This window comes from Tateyamaria rhodophyticola (assembly GCF_047777875.1).
Lineage (GTDB): Bacteria > Pseudomonadota > Alphaproteobacteria > Rhodobacterales > Rhodobacteraceae > Tateyamaria.
The window spans coordinates 789,377-808,691 of the sequence record NZ_CP180519.1 but is presented as its reverse complement, the minus strand read 5'-3'; the positions used below and the strand labels follow the sequence as shown (position 1 = coordinate 808,691).

The 19,315-nt window shown below is 61.4% G+C and carries 21 protein-coding genes; 5 read left to right on the top strand and 16 right to left on the bottom strand.

Translation table 11 applies throughout. The features are described from left to right. Nucleotides 1-113: 113 nt before the first annotated feature. From ACERHN_RS05485 to ACERHN_RS05435, 11 genes are all read right to left on the bottom strand, one after another. Complete coding sequence (locus ACERHN_RS05485) at nucleotides 114-737, bottom strand: hypothetical protein (protein WP_415921641.1); 624 nt, start codon at nucleotides 735-737, stop codon at nucleotides 114-116. A gap of 185 nt (nucleotides 738-922) precedes the next feature. Further along, the gene (locus tag ACERHN_RS05480) at nucleotides 923-3,121 is read right to left on the bottom strand and encodes a 3-hydroxyacyl-CoA dehydrogenase NAD-binding domain-containing protein (RefSeq protein WP_415921640.1); all 2,199 of its coding nucleotides are present in this window, start codon (nucleotides 3,119-3,121) and stop codon (nucleotides 923-925) included. A 15-nt stretch (nucleotides 3,122-3,136) separates the two neighbouring features. Then, entirely contained in the window at nucleotides 3,137-4,348 is a 1,212-nt protein-coding gene (locus ACERHN_RS05475) for an acetyl-CoA C-acetyltransferase (protein ID WP_415921639.1), read from the bottom strand. Nucleotides 4,349-4,444: 96 nt separating this feature from the next. After that, the gene (locus tag ACERHN_RS05470; protein ID WP_415921638.1) at nucleotides 4,445-5,077 is read right to left on the bottom strand and encodes a glutathione S-transferase family protein; all 633 of its coding nucleotides are present in this window, start codon (nucleotides 5,075-5,077) and stop codon (nucleotides 4,445-4,447) included. A gap of 321 nt (nucleotides 5,078-5,398) precedes the next feature. Further along, complete coding sequence (locus tag ACERHN_RS05465; RefSeq protein WP_415922691.1) at nucleotides 5,399-6,547, bottom strand: acyl-CoA dehydrogenase family protein; 1,149 nt, start codon at nucleotides 6,545-6,547, stop codon at nucleotides 5,399-5,401. A gap of 33 nt (nucleotides 6,548-6,580) precedes the next feature. After that, a complete protein-coding gene (locus tag ACERHN_RS05460; RefSeq protein WP_415921637.1) occupies nucleotides 6,581-6,793 on the bottom strand; it encodes a hypothetical protein in 213 nt (70 codons plus the stop codon). A 3-nt stretch (nucleotides 6,794-6,796) separates the two neighbouring features. After that, nucleotides 6,797-6,979, bottom strand: coding sequence for a hypothetical protein (locus ACERHN_RS05455; RefSeq protein ID WP_415921636.1), 183 nt, complete (start codon nucleotides 6,977-6,979; stop codon nucleotides 6,797-6,799). A 20-nt stretch (nucleotides 6,980-6,999) separates the two neighbouring features. Beyond that, nucleotides 7,000-8,781, bottom strand: a complete 1,782-nt coding sequence (locus ACERHN_RS05450) for an acyl-CoA dehydrogenase C-terminal domain-containing protein (protein ID WP_415921635.1) — start codon at nucleotides 8,779-8,781, stop codon at nucleotides 7,000-7,002. A gap of 25 nt (nucleotides 8,782-8,806) precedes the next feature. Further along, nucleotides 8,807-9,208, bottom strand: coding sequence for a MerR family transcriptional regulator (locus ACERHN_RS05445; protein ID WP_415921634.1), 402 nt, complete (start codon nucleotides 9,206-9,208; stop codon nucleotides 8,807-8,809). Nucleotides 9,209-9,383: 175 nt separating this feature from the next. Next, nucleotides 9,384-10,181 (bottom strand): hypothetical protein, encoded by a 798-nt coding sequence (locus tag ACERHN_RS05440; RefSeq protein ID WP_415921633.1) that lies wholly within the window; start codon nucleotides 10,179-10,181, stop codon nucleotides 9,384-9,386. Nucleotides 10,182-10,405: 224 nt separating this feature from the next. Continuing rightward, complete coding sequence (locus ACERHN_RS05435; protein ID WP_415921632.1) at nucleotides 10,406-10,777, bottom strand: MerR family transcriptional regulator; 372 nt, start codon at nucleotides 10,775-10,777, stop codon at nucleotides 10,406-10,408. A gap of 117 nt (nucleotides 10,778-10,894) precedes the next feature. Between ACERHN_RS05435 and ACERHN_RS05430 the strand changes: the two genes are divergently transcribed. Genes ACERHN_RS05430 through ACERHN_RS05420 form a run of 3 tightly spaced genes read left to right on the top strand, consistent with a single transcriptional unit; the run spans nucleotide 10,895 to nucleotide 13,133 of the window. Further along, the gene (locus ACERHN_RS05430) at nucleotides 10,895-11,317 is read left to right on the top strand and encodes a PaaI family thioesterase (protein WP_415921631.1); all 423 of its coding nucleotides are present in this window, start codon (nucleotides 10,895-10,897) and stop codon (nucleotides 11,315-11,317) included. Beyond that, nucleotides 11,314-11,814 (top strand): PaaI family thioesterase, encoded by a 501-nt coding sequence (locus tag ACERHN_RS05425; RefSeq protein WP_415921630.1) that lies wholly within the window; start codon nucleotides 11,314-11,316, stop codon nucleotides 11,812-11,814. The genes ACERHN_RS05430 and ACERHN_RS05425 overlap by 4 nt, the downstream gene beginning before the upstream one ends. Then, nucleotides 11,811-13,133, top strand: coding sequence for an MATE family efflux transporter (locus ACERHN_RS05420; RefSeq protein WP_415921629.1), 1,323 nt, complete (start codon nucleotides 11,811-11,813; stop codon nucleotides 13,131-13,133). The genes ACERHN_RS05425 and ACERHN_RS05420 overlap by 4 nt, the downstream gene beginning before the upstream one ends. Nucleotides 13,134-13,184: 51 nt before the next feature. Here the strand turns inward: ACERHN_RS05420 and ACERHN_RS05415 are convergent, their stop codons facing one another. The 3 genes from ACERHN_RS05415 to ACERHN_RS05405 are packed head-to-tail and all read right to left on the bottom strand — an operon-like array spanning nucleotide 13,185 to nucleotide 14,979. Continuing rightward, on the bottom strand, nucleotides 13,185-14,216 hold the full coding sequence (locus ACERHN_RS05415; RefSeq protein WP_415921628.1) for a quinone-dependent dihydroorotate dehydrogenase: 1,032 nt from the start codon (nucleotides 14,214-14,216) through the stop codon (nucleotides 13,185-13,187). Then, nucleotides 14,213-14,641, bottom strand: coding sequence for a DUF1330 domain-containing protein (locus ACERHN_RS05410; RefSeq protein ID WP_415921627.1), 429 nt, complete (start codon nucleotides 14,639-14,641; stop codon nucleotides 14,213-14,215). Before ACERHN_RS05410 ends, ACERHN_RS05415 begins: the two co-directional genes overlap by 4 nt. After that, entirely contained in the window at nucleotides 14,638-14,979 is a 342-nt protein-coding gene (locus ACERHN_RS05405; protein WP_415922690.1) for a DUF952 domain-containing protein, read from the bottom strand. The genes ACERHN_RS05410 and ACERHN_RS05405 overlap by 4 nt, the downstream gene beginning before the upstream one ends. Before the next feature lie 644 nt (nucleotides 14,980-15,623). On the opposite strand from ACERHN_RS05405, the gene ACERHN_RS05400 reads away from it, so the two are divergent. Then, nucleotides 15,624-17,183, top strand: a complete 1,560-nt coding sequence (locus tag ACERHN_RS05400) for a bifunctional metallophosphatase/5'-nucleotidase (RefSeq protein WP_415921626.1) — start codon at nucleotides 15,624-15,626, stop codon at nucleotides 17,181-17,183. A 48-nt stretch (nucleotides 17,184-17,231) separates the two neighbouring features. Here ACERHN_RS05400 and ACERHN_RS05395 read toward each other — a convergent pair whose 3' ends face one another. After that, nucleotides 17,232-18,107, bottom strand: a complete 876-nt coding sequence (locus tag ACERHN_RS05395; RefSeq protein WP_415921625.1) for an SPFH domain-containing protein — start codon at nucleotides 18,105-18,107, stop codon at nucleotides 17,232-17,234. A 43-nt stretch (nucleotides 18,108-18,150) separates the two neighbouring features. On the opposite strand from ACERHN_RS05395, the gene ACERHN_RS05390 reads away from it, so the two are divergent. Then, on the top strand, nucleotides 18,151-18,819 hold the full coding sequence (locus tag ACERHN_RS05390) for an SOS response-associated peptidase (protein WP_415921624.1): 669 nt from the start codon (nucleotides 18,151-18,153) through the stop codon (nucleotides 18,817-18,819). Between the two features lie 100 nt (nucleotides 18,820-18,919). On the opposite strand, the gene ACERHN_RS05385 is transcribed toward ACERHN_RS05390, so the two are convergent. After that, nucleotides 18,920-19,267, bottom strand: coding sequence for a hypothetical protein (locus ACERHN_RS05385; RefSeq protein ID WP_415921623.1), 348 nt, complete (start codon nucleotides 19,265-19,267; stop codon nucleotides 18,920-18,922). Nucleotides 19,268-19,315 lie beyond the last annotated feature (48 nt).

The window sequence follows — 19,315 nt, the reverse complement described above, 5'->3', positions numbered from 1 at the left end:
CCATATCACCGCCAAACTCCATTGGCCGCAGCGCGTTGGCCTCAAAGCCGCGTGATATCGGCGACTGTCAGGCGCGGTGTGTTCTGCGCCGCTGCTTTGCCACAAACCGGATCCTAGGTATTGATGTTCTCAAGTTCGAATTTGAACGGATCGGCCTTGGCGCCCGGGCCACCGCCGGTCATGACGATGTCGGCACTTGTGACACCGATCAGGTCAAGCTCCGTTTGGAGCTGCGACAGGATCGCGGCACTCAATGTGTCGCCTTCATTGATCTGGCTCATCACGCCGATACGAATGCGCGGGGTGAACTTGAAAACAGCCTTCTGACCGGGTGCCAGACCAGGCACCGTGGCGCAGATTTTGCCGTCCCGCACCGCGTGCGCGGCGATGGCCCCTTGCGCAAGGTCATTGCGCACCTCGACCTCGTCCTGCGATGCGGCCGCTTCGGCAGAAATTTGCAGGACGTCCCCGCTGTTGTCCTTGACCATCTGATACGCCTGCCCATCGTAGGCGAGCATGGCGGGTGAAGAGTTGCCATAGGAATCCGATGCGCTCACTTCGAATTGCAACGGATAGCTGAACGGGTGGTTGTCGAGCCGTCCGCAATTCTTGATCACTTGCCACGCCACGGCGGTTTCGCCCAAATCCTCCCCGATATTCTGTTGAAAAATCACAACGGTCGAATTGTTGGTGTCGTTGGAGCGGTTGATGAAATTGAGCTTGATCACGTCTGTCATATGCGTGGCCTTTCATTGAATGACATTAAAAACGATACCGGCCGCGGGCAATTATCCGGGGCTGCGGACAGGCTAGCATGAACTGGTACAATCCATAATTGAATTTGACGCGCCCTGCGGATTTTATCCATACATGAAAAAGCCCCGCCGAAGCGGGGCTTTTGCGTATCAAAATGTGGCGTGCGTTACGCGGCTTTGGCATCCTTCGGACCAAACCGGCCATAGAACGTCTGGCCCTTTTCCGCCATCTCGCGCAGCAGCGGCGGACAGGCAAAGCGCTCACCGTATTTCGCCGTCAGCTGATCACAGCGTTCGGCGGCGTACGGCGCGCCGATGATGTCCAGCCACGACAGCGGGCCACCGGACCACGGGGCAAAGCCCCAGCCCAGGATCGCGCCCACATCGCCTTCGCGGATGTCCATGAGAACACCTTCCTCCAGCGCGCGCACCGCTTCGAGCACTTGGCTGAACAGCAGGCGGTGCTGCACCTCGGTCAGCTCGGGCTGATCCTCGGCCAAGGGGTACTTGTCATGCACGCCGCGCCAGATGCCGGTGCGCTTGCCCTTGTCGTCATAGTCGTAGAAGCCCGCGTTGGCCTTGCGCCCCAGACGCCCTTCTTCTTCCATCCAGAAGATCAGGTCATCCGCGCCGCTCTTGGGATAGGCGTCACCCATGGCTGCCATCGTGGCGCGCGCAATCTTGGCGCCCAGGTCAATCGCAGTCTCATCGGTCAGCTGGAGCGGTCCCAGAGGCATGCCGACCATCTTGGCCGCGTTCTCGATCAGCGCAGGCTCGATCCCTTCGGTCACCATCCGCGCGCCTTCGTTGACGTAAGGAATGATGCAGCGGTTGGCGTAGAAGAAGCGCGCGTCGTTGACCACGATGGGGGTCTTGCGGATTTGCCGGACGTAATCCAGTGCCTTGGCCACGGCCCGATCGCCTGTTTCCTTGCCCTTGATGATCTCGACCAGCAGCATCTTTTCAACCGGCGAGAAGAAGTGGATGCCGATGAACTGCTCCTGGTTCTTCGAGGCCTTCGCCAATTCGGAGATTGGCAGGGTTGAGGTGTTGGAGGCAAAGATGCAATCATCGGGAATGATCGCCTCGACCTTCTGGGTGATCTCGGCCTTGACCTTCGGGTCTTCGAACACGGCTTCGATGATCAGGTCGCAGCCCTTGAGCGCATCCAGATCAGGCGTCGGCGTGATACGCGCCAGCAGCGCGTCGGCCTTGTCCTGCGTGGTCTTGCCGCGCTTGATGCCGCCTTCGGTATATTTCACCGCATAGGCCTTGCCGCGATCCGCAGCCTCCTGATCGCGGTCGATCAGCACCACCTCGATGCCCGCTTGCGCCGACACCAGCGCAATACCAGCGCCCATCAGGCCCGCGCCCAGCACGCCCAGTTTCTTGACCCGTTGGTCCGGCACATCTGCTGGGCGCACAGCACCTTTTTCCAACGCTTCCTTGTTGAGGAACAGCGACCGGATCATCGCACCCGAGGACGGGTTCATCAGCACATTGGTGAACCAGCGCGCCTCGATCTTCAGCGCGGTGTCAAAGGGCACCAGTGCGCCTTCGTACACGGCACTCAGCAGCGCCTTGGAGGCCGGATAGACCCCTTGGGTCTTGCCGTTGACCATGGCGGAGGCACCGACAAAGGTCATGAAACCCGCCGGGTGATACGGCGCGCCACCGGGCATCTTGTAGCCCTTGGCGTCCCACGGTTTCAGGATGTCGGCGTCTGTCGCGTTCAGCACCCATTCACGGGCCGCGGCAACGGGATCGTCAACGACCTCATCCACCAGCTTGCCCTTGGCCTTGTCCGGGCTGACCATGCGGCCTTCCAGCAGGAAGGGAGAGGCGTCCATTGCCCCCAATTTGCGCGCCAGACGCGTCGTGCCGCCCGCGCCGGGGAAGATCCCCACGAGGATTTCCGGCAGACCCACCTTGGCCTTGGGGTTGTTGGCAAGGAAGATGCGGTGCGTGGCCAGTGGCAGCTCCAGACCGATGCCAGCGGCGGTGCCGGGCAGAGCGGCGGCAATCGGCTTGCCACCCTTGTTGGTCTTGGGGTCCATCCCCGCACGTTCGATCTTGCGCAGCAGACCGTGCATTTTCATGGTGCCGTCAAAGAGGCCCTGTGCGGGGTTGTCGCCCGCATCCTCTTTCATTTTGGCCAGCAGGTTCAGGTCCATGCCGCCGGCAAAGCTGTCCTTGCCGGAGGTGATCACGATCCCCTTGACTGCATCATCGGCCAGCGCGTCATCGACGCAATCGCTCAGTTCCTGCAGCCCTTCAAAGGACATGACGTTCATGGTCTTGCCTTCGACGTCCCACGTGATGGTGGCAATGCCGTCTGCGTCTTTGGTCAGTGTAAAGTCAGCCATTGTTCGTCTCTCCCCTTACACGCGTTCGATGATTGTGGCGGCACCCATGCCGGACGCGACACAAAGCGTGGCCAGACCGGTTTCGCGGTCCGAGCGCTCCATCTCGTCCAGCAACGTGCCGAGGATCATGGCGCCCGTGGCCCCCAGCGGGTGGCCCATGGCAATTGCGCCGCCGTTCACGTTCACCTTGCTATGATCGACGTCAAACGCCTGCATGAAGCGCAGCACGACGGAGGCAAAGGCTTCGTTCACTTCAAAGAGGTCGATGTCACCGATCTCCATACCGTGATCGCGCAGGATTTTCTGCGTGACGGGTACGGGCCCGGTCAGGTTGATGGTGGGATCGGTGCCGATCTTGGCTGTCGCACGGATGCGGGCGCGCGGCTTGATGCCCAGCTTTTCGCCCAGCTCCTTGTTGCCGATCAGCACGGCAGCCGCCCCGTCCACGATGCCCGAGCTGTTGCCCGCGTGGTGCACGTGGTTGATCCGCTCAAGATGTGGGTATTTCATCAGTGCGACCTTGTCGAAGCCGGGCATGACCTCACCCATCGCCTGGAAGGCGGGGTTGAGCGAGCCGAGGCTCTGCATATCGGTCTGCGGGCGCATGTATTCGTCGTGATCGAGGATCGCGAGGCCGTTCTGGTCCCGCACGGTGATCACGGATTTGTCGAACCGCTTGTCATCCCATGCGGCCTTGGCGCGGCGCTGGCTTTCGACGGAATATTGGTCCACGTCGTCGCGTGAGAAGCCATATTCGGTGGCAATGAGGTCTGCGCCAATGCCCTGCGGGGCAAAGTAGCTTTCCATGGCAATCGACGGATCGGCGGCAATGGCTGCCCCGTCCGAGCCCATGGCGACGCGGCCCATCATCTCGACCCCACCGGCGATGTAGCCGTCACCGGCGCCGCCGCGCACCTGGTTGGCCGCGATGTTCACGGCCTCAAGGCCCGATGCGCAAAAGCGGTTGATCGCAATGCCGGGGATCGCTTCGTCCAGATCGGAGGCCAGCACGGCCGTCCGCGCAAGGTTACCACCCTGTTCCATGACCTGGGTCACGTTGCCCCAGATCACATCCTCGACCGCATGGCCTTCGATGTTGTTGCGTTCCTTGAGCGCATTGAGCGTCAGCGCGCTGAGACGCAGAGACGTCACTTCGTGCAGAGCGCCGTCCTTGCGGCCTTTGCCGCGCGGCGTGCGCAGGGCGTCGTAAATATAGGCTTCGGTCATGGGGTTCGTCCTTTTGCCTGGGGCGTGTCGTTACGCTTCAAGTGGGGTAGACCAACCGGTCTATTCAAGAGTGACGTTGCGGCGCTTTACGTAAACTTATGCGCGGTCGGCGGGTGAGCCGGGCATGAGATCATATGGCGCCTTCCAACCGGGGGTGCCCGACAGGTTGGTCAGCCACCGGTCGATATTGGGCCACTCCGCGCGGTCAAAGCCGAACGGTTCGGGATAATAGAGATAGCCGCAGCAACTGAGGTCTGCATTGGTGATACCGTTTCCGACGATCCAGTCCCGCCCGTCAAGATGCGCATCAAGCACGGCATACGCGCCCTTCAACCGACCTTGATTGAAGGCGATGACCTCTGGCGGGCGCTTATCCTCGGGCAGGAAATTCATCAAAAATCGCGTGACACCGCACATCGAGCTGAGCTTGTGATTGTCCCAAAGCACCCAACGCAGCACTTCGTACCGTTCCTCGCCAACGCCACCAAACTTGCCGGATTTATCAGAGATGTATTGCTGGATCACGCCGGATTGGCTGATCTGCTTGTCGCCGTCGATCAAAAGCGGCGCTTCACCCATCGGGTTCAGGGCACGAAACGCGTCGGTGCGCGCCGCGCCATTGAAGAAGTCGACAAAAACCGGCTCCCAATCGAGGCCGGACAGTTCCAGCGCCAATGCGGCCTTGTAGGAATTTCCGCTTTCACCGAAGCAGTGCAGTTGCATGGTCATTGTTTCAGGCCCCTCCCGTGGCGCTGGCATCACGGACAGGACCGGGGGTTTCACACCCCCGGACCCCCGTGGAGTTTATTTTGCGAGATGAAGCAGGATCGATTCATCAGGCATTAAGGTTAACCGCTTTATGGTCGAGGTGCATGGCAGACTGGAGAGTTGAGCCATGTGCGAGGTGAAGCCCCGCGCTTTGGCCTGTATGGGTAAATCCCGAGTTGGTGCCAGAGGGCGGGGTGGATCTTTTGCGATGATCCCCCTTCATCTCGCCAGATAAACTCCCCCCGGAGGGCCGGGCGGACACTGAACGCAAAGCGTGGCGCATCAAAGCGCCCTCGCAATCAGCTCTTTCATGATCTCGTTCGTACCGCCGTAGATTCGCTGCACACGGGCGTCGGTCCACATCCCGCCGATGTCGTAGTCCTGGGTAAATCCGTATCCGCCGTGCAATTGCAGGCATTCGTCCAGCACCCACGCTTGGGTGTCCGTCGTCCAGTATTTGCACATCGCGGCTTTGTCGACGCTGAGCTCACCACGAATGTGTTCGGCCATGCACTCGTCAAAAAAGGATCGACTGACCATGGTGCGGGTCTTGGCTTCGGCCAGTTTGAACCGGGTGTTCTGGAACTGCATGAGCGTGCCGCCAAAGGCTTCGCGTTCGTTGCAATAGGCAATTGTGCGTTCGACCGCACCTTCCATCGCCCCAACCGCGGCGCAGGCGATGACAAGCCGCTCTTGCGGCAATTGCTGCATCAGCTGGTAAAACCCTTGACCTTCGGCACCGCCAAGGATGTTTTCAGGCGCAATTTCGACGTTGTCAAAAAACAGCTCGGACGTGTCGGACGCATGCATGCCGATCTTGTCGAGGTTGCGGCCGCGTTCGAACCCGTCTGCGCCGTCTGTTTCCACCACCACCAGCGACACGCCTTTGGAGCCCAGCGATGGATCGGTTTTGGCGGCCACGATGATCAGATTAGCGTGCTGACCGTTGGTGATGAAGGTTTTGGAGCCCGTCAATTTGTAGGCATTGCCGTCCTTGATCGCGCGGGTCTTGATGGCCTGCACATCCGATCCGGTTGACGGCTCGGTCATCGCCAGCGCGCCGACCAATTCGCCAGTGCATAGCTTGGGCAGCCAGCGCGCCTTTTGGTCATCGGTGCCGTAGGCCAGCACGTAATGGGCGACAATTCCGGAATGGATACCGTGCCCCCAGCTGGCCAGATTGGCACGGGACGCTTCGATCAGGATCGCGGCCTCGTGGCCGAAATCACCGCCTGCACCGCCGTACTCTTCTGGGATCGACGGGCACAGCAGGCCCAACTCACCAGCCTGCGCCCAGGTGGACCGGTCCATTTCGCCCTGTTTGCGCCAGCGTTCAAAATGGGGCGCCCACTCGTTGGTAATGAATTGCGCGGTCATGTCGGCGATCATCGCGTGTTCATCGGTCATCCATGTGGACGATCCGGCAGCCATATCTTTCATATCTCTCCTCCTCAGGAGACGGGTTCAGCGTTTGCGCGCCTCCAACTCGGAATTGAACAGCCGTAGGCGGGCCGTCAGGTTTTCCGCGTTCATCACGCTATCGAAATTCTCAAAAAGGAACGACAGGGCCTCGCCTTCGTCCAGCCCCGCATCGGCGGCAAACCGCTTGAGACGGCGATAGCCGTCTTCGGTCATGGCCATGGGCAGGCGTCGGGTGAGGCGAAAGCGTTTGGGCATCACTTATCTCTGGACTGAAATACGTGATGCCAGCATGCCCAGTATTCCCGCGGCGGCAAGACCCAAGGGCCAGGCAAATTGCGGTTCGGGCTGATTGCCGGGCGTGCCGCTGATCATGGCAACGGACGCCACAACGAAGAAGGCTGTCCAGATCAGGCCGACTGCAAACGCAGCCAGCCCGATCATGAACAGCCTCCGACGCGGCATCAGAAGTTCGCCGCTTCCAGCGCCATCACCGTGTCACCGCCCGATTGGATGCGGGTCAGGTGCAGCGCTGTCGCGGGCAGTTGGCGCGCCATGTAGTAGCGGCCCGTGGCCAGCTTGGTCTCGTAAAACTCCGGATCGCTGGTGCCGTCTGCGAGTGCCGCACGGGCCGCTTTGCCCATCCGCGCCCACATCAGGCCGAGGCAGACGTGGCCGAACATGTGCATGAAGTCGTAGCTTCCGCTCAGTGCGTTGTTCGGGTTCGTCATGCCATTCTGCATAAAGTACATGCCCGCAGCTTGCAGATCCTTGGACGCCGCCTTGAGCGGATCGAGGAATTCGGCGTCAAACGCCTCATCCTGACCGGCATTTTCCTTGATGAAGGTTTTGACCATCTCAAAGAACGCCATCACGTGCTTGCCGCCGTCTTGGGCCAGCTTGCGGCCCACGAGGTCAAGCGCTTGCACGCCATTTGCCCCTTCGTAGATCATCGCGATGCGGGCGTCGCGGGTATATTGCGACATGCCCCATTCTTCGATGTAGCCGTGACCGCCATAGACCTGCTGGGCCTTGATGGTCATGTCGTAACCCTGATCCGTCAGGAAGCCCTTGATGATCGGGGTCAGGAGCGACACGAGGCCGTCGGCGTCCTTGTCGCCCGCCCGGTGGGCGGCGTCGATCATGGTAGCCCCCCAGAGGATGAAGGCCCGCGCGCCTTCGGCAAAGGACTTCTGGTCCATCAGCGACCGGCGGATGTCGGGATGCACGATCAGCGGATCCGCGGGACCGTCCGGGTTCTTCGTACCGGTCACGTCGCGCCCTTGCAGGCGGTCCTTGGCGTATTCCAGCGCGTTCTGATACGCGACCTCGGCCTGGGACAGGCCTTGCATGCCAACACCCAGACGCGCTTCGTTCATCATGGTGAACATCGCGCGCATGCCCTTGTGCTCTTCGCCAACCAGATACCCGACCGCCTCGTCATAGTTCATGACGCAGGTGGAGTTGCCGTGAATGCCCATCTTCTCTTCAATGTTGCCGACGGCGACGCCGTTGCGCGCGCCAAGTGAGCCATCTTCGTTCACGTGGTACTTGGGCACGATGAAGAGCGACACGCCCTTGATCCCTTCGGGACCGCCGACGATTTTCGCCAGCACCAGGTGGATGATGTTGTCGGCCATGTCGTGTTCACCGGCAGAGATAAAGATCTTTTGGCCGGAAATCTTGTAGCTGCCGTCGCCTTGCGGTTCAGCCTTGGTGCGCATGAGGCCCAGATCGGTGCCGCAATGCGGCTCGGTCAGGTTCATCGTGCCCGTCCATTCACAGGACACCATCTTGGGCAGATAGGTTTCCTTCTGCTCCTGGCTGCCGTGCGCCAGGATGGCGGAGGCCGCACCGTGGGTCAGGCCCTGATACATGGTGAAGGCCATGTTGGCGGAGGAGAACATCTCACCCACAGCCGTACCCATGACATATGGCATGTTCTGGCCACCGAATTCTTCGGGCATGTCGAGGCCGGGCCAGCCGCCTTCCTTGACCTGCTCAAACGCGTCCTTGAACCCTGTGGGCGTATAGACGACGCCGTTTTCCAACCGGCAGCCTTCCTTGTCGCCGACGACATTCAGAGGTGCCAGAACTTCGGAGGTCAGCTTGCCCGCTTCGTCCAGAATGGCAGAGGTGAAATCGGCCTCCAGCTCGTCATAGCCGGGGATATCGGACCCGGTCACGTTCAGCATCTCGTGCAGAATGAACTGCATGTCCTTGGTGGGGGGCGTATAGCTTGGCATGGTGTCTCTCCCTAAGCGTGGGTGCCTATTCGGCGGCCTTTTTCGTCGTGTTCATCGAGGCGATCATTTTCTCGCCCCACTTCAACTGGTCTTCGAGATCGGCAATGGCTTCGTTCAGCTCATCGCGCTGCTGGACCATGTCCGACAGCCGGTCCTTGGCGATCTCGTAGGTGCGTACAAATTGTGTCTGCTGCTGGTCGCCCATGTCGTAGAGGTCCAGAAGCTGGCGGATTTCCTCAAGGCTGAACCCAAAGCGCTTGCCGCGCAGGATCAGCTTGAGCCGCGCGCGGTCGCGGCGGGTAAACAGACGTTTTTGCCCGTCGCGGATGGGGAACAGCAGTTCCTTGGCCTCGTAGAAACGCAAGGTCCGCGGCGTCACCTCAAAGGCGTCGCACATTTCGCGGATGGTCATTGTTTTCTCGGTCATCGGATCACTCGCATATCCTGTTACGGCCACGACATGGGCGTATGATTGAGCGGATGCAACACTATCGCAACGTTGACGTAATTCAACGTTACGTCATTTTGTTGGTTGACGTGGATGTGAGCTGCGTCAAGCGCGATATCGTGCCGAAACACGCCTGTGCCAGAGGTGGTGTGGGCTAGGGCATGCGGTCCGGTCCAAACCCGTACCGGCGTAGGATATCTGTCCATGCCGGCGATGTCACAGCCTCGGCCACAAGGTCGGCCAATATCGGGTTCTGCGCCACAAGCTCTGGCTGTAGCAGGATGTAGCGTTCATATTCCGAATGGGCGGTGCCCGAAAAATACACCTCGTCCTCAAGTCCCAGAGTGTCCACATAGTAACGCGCCGCAGACTGCGCCACGATACCGACATCGCCACGCGCACTGGCCACGAACCGCACCAGCGCCTCTTCTGACCGGACGTTGACTGTTTCGATCATCCCTTGGGCAATGTAATCGTCAACGCCGGGGTAGCGATGCCCGGACACGCCAACGAGGGTTTGACCGATGAGCGATTGTGGCCCGTCAAATTGGAGCGCCACGCTGCGCGGTGAGATGACGTCATTGCGGTCGCGCAGCAGCGGTGGCGACCACAGGTACAGTGTCCGGTCGCCGTCTCCGAACCAGACGGGATTGGCCCAGAGCACGATGCCGGGTGCTCCATCCCGCAATCTGTCGTTCAGCCGTTGCCGGGGCATCACATCGACGGAAAACCGGAATGCGCCCTGCGATCGAGCGTCCAGCAAGTCGACAAGATCATAGCTCAGCCCCTCGCGCGTCTCGGCGTTGACGATGAAGGGGGGAAAGTCGTGGTAGACGGATACAATGATGTCGCGCGGTTGCGCGCCTGCCTGTCCACTGCACAGCATGCACACGGCCAGAAGTCTGATCACGTTGGCAAAAGCGCGGCGAAAACTGTTGCGGCAGCGGGTCATTCAATTCTCCGGTTTACATCCGGTTCCTGTCGCAACCGTCTGCAGAGATGTGTGATGCGCTGGGCCGTCCGAGTGTGCGGCGCGCCTGTTTCATCGCGCACCATACGCATCCATGCGTAACGGTATTCTAAAGTTGCGTATGGCCATAAAGGCAAGTGTACAGGTTTTTACGCAAGCTGTGTGCATTTTCCGCACGAAACAGGCCGTGCGTGCCTGCGCCTTGGTCACGAATTCAATTCACCCGCCACACTGTCGCGGAGCCCTTGCAATTCATCGCGGGCCTCGTCCAGCTGGCGACGCTGTTCGTCCAGCTCCTTGAGCTGCCCGTCCGCCAACTCGACCCACGCGCGCATCTGCGCCGCGGTGCCTTCGTTTTCATAGATCAGGAGCCATTGGCGAATGTCTTCGAGTTGGAAGCCGAATTTGCGCCCGCGCAGGATCAGCTTCATCCGGGCGCATTCACGCGGGCCGTAAAACCGCGATCGGCCTTCGCGGTCGGGCTGCAAAAGTTCGATATATTCGTAATAGCGCAGCGTGCGCGGCGTTACGTCAAACTCTGCGCACATCTGCTTAAAGCTCAAACGGTCGTCGGCCATGGTGGTGTCTCTCTCCCTGGGGCAGAGCCTATGCGGGGCCGCTGTCTGGCGCAACTGGTGCTTGCCGCTTTGCGCGCGGCACCACATAAGTGTGCGACACCATGAGAAAGCCAGGCCATGTCAGACCAAGCAAAGCGTGCGCGTCAGTTCATCGAGGCCATCCCGCATTCGCGCGATCTGGGGATGACCCTCGTCGATATGGGGGATGGCGTTGCGACAATTGAAATGCCGTATGACGCGCGGCTGGTTGGTGATCCGGAAACCGGGGTGATCAGCGGTGGCGCGGTATCCGCGCTGATGGATACGTGTTGTGGCGCTGCGGTCATGTGCCATCCGTCCAACGGTGGGGGCACGGCGACGCTCGATTTGCGGATTGATTACATGCGGGCGGCGGTGCCGGGACAGGGCGTGCTGACCACTGCGACCTGTTACCACGTGACCCGGTCCGTGGCCTTTGTCCGCGCAACGGCGTGGGACGATGACAGGGACAATCCGGTGGCCACCGCCACAGGTGCCTTCACCGTGGAGGGCGTGCGATGAAACGGCCCGAACCGGTGCAGGTGGTCAAGCAACGACGCGACGCGGCGTTGGCGGCGTTGGTGGGGCGCGTGCCCTATATCGCGTATCTCGGGTTGCAGTTTGACCGGCGCGGGGACGAATTGACCGGCATCCTGCCCTTTGATGAAAAGCTGATCGGGAACCCGATGTTGCCGGCGCTGCACGGTGGCGTGACGGCGGCGTTTCTGGAACACACCGCGATCATCACGCTCAGCTGGGCGTATCTGTGGGAAGACATCGAAAGCGGCGCGCTCGATTTTGATCCCGGTGGCACGACACCGCTGCCGCGGTTGCCGAAGACGGTGGATTTCTCTGTCGATTACCTGCGCTCTGGCCTGCCGCGGGATGCCTATGCACGGGCGCGGGTCAACCGCGCCGGTCGCCGCTATGCGTCGGTGCATGTCGAGGCGTGGCAGGACAATCGCAGCAAGCTTTTTGCCCAGGGGACGGGTCATTTCGTGATGCCGCAGCGGCGGTGAGCACGGACGCCACGCCGCAGCCGCTGACGCACCGGCGGGTGCTGAAGATTGCGCTGCCGATTGTGCTTTCGAATGCCACCGTGCCGCTGTTGGGGTTGGTGGATGTGGGTGTCGTGGGCCAGATCGAAGCCCCCGAACCCATTGCCGCCGTTGGCATGGGCGCAATCATCATCACCACTGCCTATTGGTTGTTCGGGTTCCTGCGCATGGGCACGGTGAGCCTTGTGGGGCAGGCGGCGGGTGCGGGGGACGATGCGGAAGTGTCGGCGTGGCTGTCGCGGGCGCTGATGGTGGCGGGGGTCGCAGGGCTTGGTCTGATCGTGCTGCAATGGCCGCTGATGCAGGTGGGCCTGTGGAGTTTTACCGCCAGCCCCGAGGCAGAGGCGATGACCGCCACCTATCTGTCGATCCGCATCTGGTCTGCGCCAGCGGCGATTGCGGTCTATGCGCTGACCGGCTGGCTGGTGGCGATGGAACGGACGGGGGCGGTGTTCTGGGTTCAGCTCTTGATGAACGGGCTGAACATCGCGCTGAACTTTCTGTTTGTGCTGGGGTTTGATTGGGGCGTTGCGGGTGTCGCACTGTCCACGGCGATCGCAGAGGTGGTGGGGGCCGCAATTGGCCTGTGGTTTTGCCGGGATGCGTTTGGGCGCGCGGCCGCCTTTGACCGGGGGCGCATCTTTGCGCGGGCCAAGCTGGTGCGGATGGCGCTGTTGAACACGGACATCCTGTTGCGGTCGGCCATGCTGATGGCGATGTTCTACAGCTTTGTGTCGTTCGGATCGCGCTTTGACGATGCCACGCTGGCGGCCAACGAAGTGCTCATTCAATTCATGTATGTCACCGCTTACGGGATGGACGGGTTTGCCTTTGCTGCCGAGACGCTGATCGCGCGCGCCTATGGGCGCAAGGACCCCGCACGTGTGCGGCGCTCTGCTGTGTTGACGGGGTTTTGGGGTGCTGGGCTGTGTGTGTTTTGCGCGGTCGCGTTCTGGCTGGCTGGGCCGTGGCTGATTGATCTGCTGGCCAAGGATGCGCAGGTGCAGGCCGAGGCGCGCGTGTACCTGCCGTGGATGGTGCTCGCCCCGCTGGTGGGATGTGTCGCGTGGATGATGGACGGTATTTTCATTGGCGCGGGCCGTGGTCGGGACATGCGCAACATGATGGCGATATCCTTTGTGATTTACTGGATTGCGGTGGCCATCCTGCTGCCGCTGCTGGGCAATCATGGCGTGTGGGCCGCACTTCTGGTGTCGTTCCTGGCGCGTGGTGTGACGTTGAGCCTGCGCTATCCGGCGTTGGAGCGTGCGGCCGCGTGACGACTGGGGGCCAGCCCCCAGACCCCCGTGGTATTTCCAGCCAGAAGAAGATCAGGCGTCCTGTCCGACGGCCTCCGCGATGGTGGCGTGGCCATCCTGTGCCAGCAAGGCGTCGAGCCCTTTGGCGATGTCCGCGGCGAGGCTCAGCCCGCCATAGACGAGGCCGGTATAGAGTTGGACAGCCGACGCGCCCGCCTTGATCTTGGCATAGGCCTGTTCGGCGCTGGCAACGCCGCCCACACCAATCAGCGGCACAGACGTGAGGCGTCGCAGCTTGGCGAGCACTTGGGTGGATTTGTCAAAAAGCGGCTGGCCGGAGAGTCCGCCCGCTTGCCCGGCATGTGGGCTGGTGAGGCCGCTGCGGTCGAGGGTGGTGTTGGTGGCGATGATCGCGCTGATCCGGGCGTCTTCGGCAACCTTGGCAATGTCGGCCAGGTCCTGATCAGTGAGGTCTGGCGCGATTTTGAGGAAGACGGGCGTGGTGCCGCGCACCTGCATCACCCCGTCGAGCAGGGCGGCGAGGGCCATCGGCCCTTGAAGGTCGCGCAGTTTTTCGGTGTTGGGGCTCGAGACATTGACGGTGGCAAAGTCGATATGCGGCGCGCAGTGTTGCAGCACGCGCGCAAAGTCTTCGGCGCGGTTGGCGCTGTCCTTGTTGGCCCCGAGGTTGAGGCCGACGGGCACGCCGCGGGGCCTTTTGGCCAGCCGGGCGGCGATCATGGCCATACCGTCATTGTTGAAGCCGAAACGGTTGATGGCCGCGTCGTCTTCGCTGAGCCGGAAGAGGCGGGGTTTTGAATTGCCCGGTTGCGGCAGTGGGGTGGCGGCACCCACCTCGAGCCAGCCAAAGCCCGCGCGCGACAGCGGCGCGATAGCCGTTGCGTTCTTGTCAAACCCGGCGGCGAGGCCCACCGGGTTTGGCAGCTCAATCCCGGCAATGCTGGTGCGCAGGCGCGCACTTGTGACTGGTCCCGGCTGGGCTGCGAGGCCCATGTTCAACGCCTTGAGCGCGAGGCCATGCGCCATTTCCGGGTCCATATGGCGCAAGGCACGCGTGCCCACACGTTCCAAAAGGTTCTTCATCCGAAACCTGCTCCTGTCGAGAGGGGCGCGCAGCGGATCAGGCGCGAGGTACGCACCGCGGCCTGCCGGTGAATGACCGCGTTTTGATAATCGGTGTCCGACACCATCGCGAGGAAGGCATGACCTGATGGGTAGCCGGCAATGAAAACGGCATCCCACGCCTCGCCTTCGGGGCCGATGAGCGTGCTTTCAAACCCGCCACGCCACAGGATGCTGCCGCCAACCCGCTGCAAAACCGGCGTCGAATGTTTGCCATAAAGCGCATAGGCCTCTGCGCCTGTCAGCCCATCGCGGGCCAGCACATGGTCGCCGGGATAGTTGGCCAGATCGTTGAACGCCACGAGGTTCAGCATCTCGATCGGGGCATCCCGGTCGAGGTCCTTAAATGCGTCGAACTGCGCGCGGGTCGGGTCGATATGGGTCATTCGAAGCCCGCACCTGCGGGGAACTGATGCACGCCGTCTGTCAGAGGCAGAGGTTGGGCCCAGTGCACATCGGCAATCCGCATCTCCCGGTAGAGATGCGGGAAATGCGCGCCGCCACGGGACACCTCCCATTTCAGCGCCGCACCGAGTGGTGCGGTTTCCACGGCAATGAGGAACAGATCATCCTGGCCCGCGAAATGCTTGGCTGCGGTCTCGGCGGCTTGGGTCGCGGTGGAAAAATGGATGAAGCCGTCGCTGACATCGATGGGGGCACCTGTGGTGCTGCCGCTCTCGCGCAGGGCCTGCCATTCATCGGCGCGGAAGATCTTGTAGATCAGAGCGGGCAGGCGGGTCAGCACGTATTGCCCGTCCAGTGTCAGGGTATCGCCGGCGAGCACAAAGTTCTGCCGCACGGTCCCGGCGAAGAAAATATCATAGATGAGATCGTCCCCGTCCACGGCATAGGTTGAACGGGCCTCGGACGTCTCCATCTGATCCGCCTGCACGCGGTAGGTGCCAAAAAGGTCAACACTGTCTGGAATGTTCAGTGAAAACGTACCATCTGCGCGGAACCAGTACGCGTCGGTTGAGGTGGTGTCGCGCCAGACGCCTTCGACCGTAGGACCTGTGCCATACGTGCGGGTGTAGCTGTTTGCGCCCCATGTCAGCGTCGTATCGCCAGCGCCGAAGGTCAGGGGTAAAAACGGCTGGATCGCATAGTGCAGCCCGTCATCGCGATATTCGCTGATCGATACGCGCCCCTGCGGGTCAACATATTGCCACCGGCCAATCAGGCCGGGGGGTGGGGCGACAGCGGGGCGTTTGGGGCGTTCGAACAACATGCCCTTCCCATGCCCCGTGCCTCATTTCCGGTCAAGAGGCCGGTGTCATGCGGGTGTCGTATGGTCAGGGCAAGGATCACTTTGACTCTGCGCAGAAGGCGGGCAACCATAGACGCAGAACCAATGAGGGGAGATATTCCATGACACGTCTGTTTCTGGGCACCACGGCGCTGGCGTTGAGCGCTGGTATGGCGTCGGCGGAGTACACGCTGCACATCCTGCACACCAATGACATGCACAGCCGCATCGAATCCATCAACCGTTTCGATTCGACCTGTGATGCGGAAGGCGAGGCCGAGGGCAAATGCTTTGGTGGGGTGTCGCGGGTCAAGACCGCCATCGACGCAAAGAAAGCCGCGCTCGACAATCAAAACGTCGTGGTGCTGGATGCGGGTGACCCGTTCCAGGGATCGCTGTTCTACACCACGTACAAGGGTGCTGCCGAAGCCGAGTTCATGGAGCAGATGGGCTATGACGCGATGGCCGTCGGCAACCACGAGTTCGACGATGGGCCGCAAGGTCTCGCGGATTTCATCGAAAAGGTGTCGTTCCCGGTCATCTCCGGCAACCTCGATCTGTCGTCGTCGGGTGAGCTGAACGGCAAGGTCGACAACCACGTGGTGCTTGAGGTCGGCGGCAAGAAGATCGGAGTGATCTCTGCGCTGGCCACGGACACGGTCGAGACATCCTCGCCCGGTGCCGATGTGGTGTTCCAGGATGAGATCGAAGCGTTGCAGGCCGACGTCGCCACGCTGCAGGGCGAAGGTGTCGATATCATCATCGCGCTGAACCACGTGGGTCTGAACAAGGACCTCGCCATTGCCGAAGCGGTGGACGGCATTGATGTCGTGATCGGTGGGCACAGCCATACGCTGATGACCAATGATGACGCCGAAACCCCGGCCTACCCAACCATGGTGGGCGACACGCCCGTGGCGCAGGCCTATGCCTACACCAAATATCTGGGCCACCTGACGGTGACCTTTGACGACGATGGCAATGTGACGGCGGCGTCGGGTGATCCCATCCTGCTGGACGCGTCGGTTGAACCCAACGCGGCCTTCCTTGAGCGCATCGCGGAAATGGGCGCGCCCATCGAAGAGATGAAGACGCGCGTCGTGGCCGAAGCCGCGGAAGCGATCGAAGGCGGGCGCGATACCTGCCGGGCGCAGGAATGCCCCATGGGATCGCTTATTGCCGATGCGATGCTGGACCGGGTCAAGGATCAGGGCGTCGAAATCGCCATTCAGAACGGTGGCGGCATTCGTGCCTCCATCGACGCAGGCGAAATCACGATGGGCGAAGTCCTGACCGTGCTTCCGTTCCAGAACACGCTGTCCACGTTCCAGGTGCCCGGATCGGCCATTGTCGAAGCGCTTGAAAACGGTGTGGGCCAGATCGAGGACGGCGCAGGCCGGTTCCCGCAAGTGGCCGGCATGAGCTATGCGTTTGACGTGTCCAAACCGGCAGGTGAGCGGGTGAGCGATGTCATGGTGGGCGGTGCGCCGATCGACATGGACAAGGTCTATGGCGTTGTGTCCAACAACTATGTGCGCAATGGCGGCGACGGCTATGCGATGTTCGTCAATGCGGACAATGCATACGATTTCGGCCCCGACCTCGCGGACGTGACGGCGGAGTACCTGGCTGAGAAAGGCCCGTTCACGCCCTACACCGACGGTCGCATCACGGCCAAGTAACGCGCCGCACATTGCAAAGCAAAGGCCCGGGCGCTCCCCGGGCCTTTTTCATGTCTGGGGGGCGGGTGCTGTGGTTTCGATGGTCGGTTGCACCGATTGATCGCCGGACAGGACCAGCAGCAGATTGCTCACCAACGCCACCTTCTGGTTGGCATCCAGCTGCACAATGTCGCGTTCCGACAATTCAGACAGCGCATGTTCCACAAGGCTCACGGCTCCGTCCACGATCACCTCGCGCGCTTCGATCAACGCATCGGCCTGCTGGCGCTGCAACATGGCGGCGGCAATCTCCGCAGAATAGGCAAGGTGGCTGATCCGCGCCTCCACAATCTCGACACCCGCATCGGCCATCCGTTCCTGCACCGATTGTCGCAACGCGTCCGCCATCTCCTGCGGGTGCCCCTGAAGCGCAAGCTGCCCATCGGTCGCGGAATAGGGATATGCGCTGGCGAGGGTGCGCAGCGCGGTTTCCGCCTGCACCTCGACATAGGACGCGACCCCGTCCACACCGAACACAGCCGCTGCCGGAGACACCACGCGCCAGACCGTGACGCCCGCGATTTCCACGGGATTGCCTGCGGCGTCGTTCACCTTGCTCTTGCTGCTTTCGAAATTGCGCAGGCGCAGGCTCACCTCGCGCCGCGTGACCAGCAGGGGGATGGTCCAGCGCAGACCCTCGCGCGCATCCGTCCCGGCATATTTGCCAAGAAACACCAGCACGCGGGCGGTGTTGGGCGGCACGATGTAAAGCCCGTTGAGCCCAATCACGAGGAGCACCATCCCGACCGTCTCGAGAAGCGGTAGCGCGGATTGCGCAGCCCCCGCGACGATCACCGGCACCTGGAAAAAGGCATAGGCCGCAAGGCCCGCCAAATACAGGTATCCGCTGATGGACAAGGGGCGGCGGTCAACAAATTTGCGCATTTCTCACCTTTTTCAGACGGTCGGGGCCACGTAACCTGACCCCATGTGTGGACGATTTGCAGTCACCCTGCCACAGGACGCGATGGCGCAGCTTTTCGAGGCGGCGCCCGCAAATGACCTGCCGGATGTGCCGAACTACAACGTGTGTCCGACCAATGCGGTGCACACGGTCACCTTTCAGGACGGACACCGCAGGCTTTCGCCGATGCGGTGGGGGTTCATTCCCCACTGGTACAAAAAACCGAATGATGGCCCCCTGCTGATCAACGCCCGCGCCGAAACGATTGCCGAAAAACCGGCGTTTCGGGCGGCCTGTCGCGAACGGCGTGCAGTGATTATCGCAACCGGCTTTTACGAATGGACCCGCGATGGCGACACCCGCCTGCCGTGGTACATCACCCGGACAGACGGCGCGCCGCTCGCCTTTGCTGCCGTCTGGCAGGGCTGGAGCGCAAAAGACAGCAACGAAACCCTGCGCACGGCTGCAATCGTCACCACCGGTGCAAATGCCCCGATGTCTGCCATCCATCACCGCATGCCTGTCATCCTTGATCCGGACGACATAAGCCTGTGGCTCGGAGAACAGGGCAAGGGGGCTGCGCGTTTGATGCGCGCCGCCCCTGATGATGCACTCCGGTGGTTCCGGGTGGCCCAAACCGTCAACTCAAACCGGGCGTCCGGCCCGGAGCTGATCGAACCGTTCGACGATTAAAGCAGAAATACAGAAAACCTGAATCACGTAACCCTGCCTGAAATCAAAGACTTCAACGGGTTACGCGATGCATGATGTCGCAGGTTATGTGTATTGCGCTCTAGTTGATCGGCGATGGGTCAAAGCTGATGTCGCCTGTCACGGCATAGGACCCGTCCGAATTGATCGCATTGGCGTTGTGGAACGTCCGCTCAATCTCCGAATCCACGACCATGGTGAATTCTTCCTCGGCGTTGAGCGGGCCAATGGTCCACGCCTCGTTCGCCGCGATGATCGTATGTTCGTCACCGGACACGTTGATGAACCGGATCGTGTCACCGGGATCAAGGTAGGTGGTTTCCGGGAAATATGTGTCGGGCAGGATCAGGATCTGATGCTCTGCCGCGTTGGCAGCGGTGGCAAGGCTGATCACGGCCATCGCCGTTCCAATGAATGTTGCGCGCAGCATGGTCGCACTCCTTTTTGTTCCTTCGGCCCCACCCGTCGGACAGAATCA